Origin of the sequence: Microbulbifer pacificus, assembly GCF_002959965.1 — a bacterium.
GTDB classification, from domain to species: domain Bacteria; phylum Pseudomonadota; class Gammaproteobacteria; order Pseudomonadales; family Cellvibrionaceae; genus Microbulbifer; species Microbulbifer pacificus_A.
In genome coordinates this window covers 1-3,257 of the sequence record NZ_PREV01000010.1, presented here as the reverse complement: position 1 = coordinate 3,257, position 3,257 = coordinate 1, and the positions used below count along the sequence as shown (strand labels likewise).

Annotated in this window: 3 protein-coding genes; all 3 read right to left on the bottom strand. The window is 36.4% G+C overall.

Annotated elements, in window-relative coordinates; translation table 11 throughout:
- Positions 1–89: 89 nt before the first annotated feature.
- Positions 90–1,244: a hypothetical protein gene (locus C3938_RS17695; RefSeq protein WP_158681493.1), complete on the bottom strand. Its 1,155-nt coding sequence runs from the start codon at positions 1,242–1,244 to the stop codon at positions 90–92.
- 46 nt (positions 1,245–1,290) lie between these two features.
- Positions 1,291–2,139 carry a phage distal tail protein gene (locus C3938_RS00345; protein WP_158681492.1) on the bottom strand — a complete coding sequence of 283 codons (849 nt, stop codon included), beginning with the start codon at positions 2,137–2,139 and terminating at the stop codon, positions 1,291–1,293.
- Between the two features lie 3 nt (positions 2,140–2,142).
- Positions 2,143–3,257: hypothetical protein (locus C3938_RS00340; RefSeq protein WP_158681491.1), on the bottom strand; the 1,115-nt coding region annotated here is incomplete at its 5' end.

Below are 3,257 nucleotides of genomic sequence, written 5' to 3'. Positions count from 1 at the left end.
AGAAACGTGGAGTGAACTGAAGGCTTAAATAGTTATCGGTTTCTGTTAGTAGTTGTAAATCCGTTGAATACACCCTAATAGGTTGCATATTATCGCCATCTTCCCTTTGCATAAAGCATAGTTGTATATGCAGCAGAACTATTATATACTCCCATTGCGGATACACTTGCCTGTGTAGTATCAATGGTTGATACGGTCACCCATCTGTCAAAAGAACGGATATCCCCCATAACTACTAAATCACTTGTAGAAGCAAACTCTTTTGGATATGTCCACTGCCTAGGATCTGAACGATATAATGCTCCTACAGAAGTCGATGTTTGCAAGCTAAAAGGATTCCCCCAACATTCTTGTACACCATTTGAATATCGAACATACTCCCCGTTAGAATTAGAACCTTGTTCAACAATGATTTGGTTCTCTTGCCATTGCCCCCACTCAATATTAGAAGAAACAGCATTATTCGCTCTTTTAAACTCACCATATATTTCATAATTATTGTTCCAATCCCAAGCGAAAAGAGTTACAGTCTGGACACCTGTATTTGTACGATTTCCTATAGTGTGAACATAAGCACGTAATGACTCTAAACTTCTTCCGTACTTTCCAGGGTTTATACCAATTGAATCTAACCATCCTTGAAATATATCCGCTTGATCTCGTCCACTCATATAAAATTGAGAAATACCTTCCGAATAATCTTCTGGTCTAGCAGTTACAGGCTTTATATCAACCGTATTTATCTGGTCTCCTACTCTTCTTGCTACTTGAACACGACCACAAACTCTGTTATCCCCTCGTTCATCCGTTATTTGTGAACTATCAATATAGGATTTACCAGCAGTAATTCGTACTTGGGCTAATGATATTTCATAAACATAATTATTTCTGGTCAATGCTGGCGGAGTTGGATTACTCGATGTTTCTCCTTTTTTAACAAAAGCTTTTATATTTCTTTCTTCTATATCCCTATTCAACCTCAATACTATTCGGTCAATACGATCATTTGTTGCATCTGCCGGATCATGTACTAAGGTTAGGCTTGTTGTATTTGTATACTCATGACCTTCTATAAACCCCGCTCCTGGAGCAACAATAATATTCGTAGTATTTTCAGCAGATACTTCTAACCCTTCGAAGAAACCATTCCCTAATACATTTTGAAAAAACTGTGCAAAATCTTCTGCTTGATAGGTTCTTTCATCTCCGGTCACGCTATTAAAAAAACGTGATAATTCAGCCATAAAATCACTCCTTTCCAAATAAAAAAGCATTCAATAACTTGAATGTTTACATCCCTACATATTGGTTATGCCAACTAATAGCAGCAATTGCTTCCGCTAATCCTTCATCAGCTCGGTATCGTATTTCATTCTTACCAACTTCTAACTCCCAAAAGTCACTATTATGATCGAGATACCCCATCGCTCTAATAATTTGATTACCTTTATATATTTCAACACGTTTATGTTGCCTTGAAGTGTCAATATAAAGTATCTCTTCCGGTGATAATGTAGTATTAACTGTTATATGCTTACCTGTCGTACGGTTTTCTATCATTGGTTTACTTATTGGACCTTGAATACTTATAGTAACTGGAGTACTTGTATCCCCATCATTATGCAAGGTGGTAACATCTCCTTCTATCCCAAATTGAACAGGGAATGTAAAAGGGAAAGTAAATTTACCTTCATAGGCTCGTAATGCCCTGGATACTTCCTGTGGATCTCTCCAATATGGGTCTGGGCATTTCCAGGTAATAAGAAACTTCTGCCATACGTCACGACCTCTTTCCGGAAAAGAAGGTGAACCATCTAACACACCAAATATTTCTTTTGTATCTCCGTCAAGTTCTAACGTTATTTTTCCTAATCCTAACTTAGGATTACACACTCTTAAAATGTATTTTCTATAAGCCTTCATTTCTCTTAAATCTGTTTTTAAAATGGATCCTTCTAAATCTATAAACCTCGGTTGTAGAATTACATCGAGGTGTGTTTCCCCGTCTTGATATGGTGACTTTTGTCCTTGTAAATCTGCATCAACTTCACCAATCCCCGTTAATGATTCAATGAGTATAGGAGATAGATAAAAAACAATTCTTTCTCCTCTAGCATTCTCATACGTTAATCGTCTCAATATCTATCCCCTCCATTCCATTGCTAACTCACGACTAGCTTGTTTCTGTTTTCTTGCAATCTCAGCTGGACTAGATTCCGTTGAATGGAAATGCAACTCTTGATTAACCTCTATAGGCTTTGCTCCATTCATATTTTGCATAAGTTTATCAATCTTTTGTTCCAATCTTGAATCGCCACCAAAAGTATTGCTTTGATCTTTTTTTCCTAATAAAGCTAGTAACTTAGTAAAATCAGTACGAACATTGACCGGTTCAAGCATTTGTTCCCATCCATCGGTACCATTAGCATATTTAGGCATTGATTTCATCAAGCTTTTTGTTTTAAAGGCTGGTAATACTTGCGTGCCTTTAGGTAAATCCGGATAAATGGTAGGCTTGTCAGCACTTAAAAACATCTTACCGTTAGGCAATGTTACTAACTCACTCCCAGCGTTAAATCCAACACCATCACCTAATAAAGCATTCCCTCCTGGATGTCCAGATGCAGGCGTTCCGGTTGCCCATGGGGTAAACTTACTAATGAAATTGACAACTTTATCTACTGGAGAACTTGCTTTTTTATTTAGATCATCTATAGTTCCATTGTCTTTCGCTCGAACAGGTTTAAAAACTCCAAGTCTAGCAGCAACATCTATTGCACTAATTGTTCCATTATCTTTTGCATTGATATTTTTATCTACATCTTTTCCTGCTTCTTTGGTTCGTTCTTTCTCTTTACCTATACCAATTGATGTTTTAGTATTATTATTATCAATTTGCGCTCCTTGCTTTTCTAGGGCATCTCGACCAAAATTAATTTGATCTTTTACATCATCCCAAAGACCAGCCTCTCTTAATGTTTGTTCAATGACGTTATCATTATTAATGATTTTTTGATCTAACTCTCGTACTTGTTCCATTATTTCTTGCTTATTCGCGCCTTCTTGTTTCCAGTTCTCCATCAGTTGTTCGCGTTCTTCGAGACGTTTTTCATTTTTCTTTTTGAGTTGATCAAGAATATTCCCTTCTTCAACTTTTATATCAGAAGTCTTAGCATGATTAGTGATTAACTGTTGTTGTTCTTGGCTTAAATAATCTAACTTGGTATTAATTAAAGAATTTAAGTCATTGTATAAAC

What these genes read in the sequence shown, in the direction of transcription:
- C3938_RS17695 (WP_158681493.1), bottom strand. Translation starts at nt 1,244, where the DNA reads ATGGCTGAATTATCACGTTTTTTTAATAGCGTGACCGGAGATGAAAGA.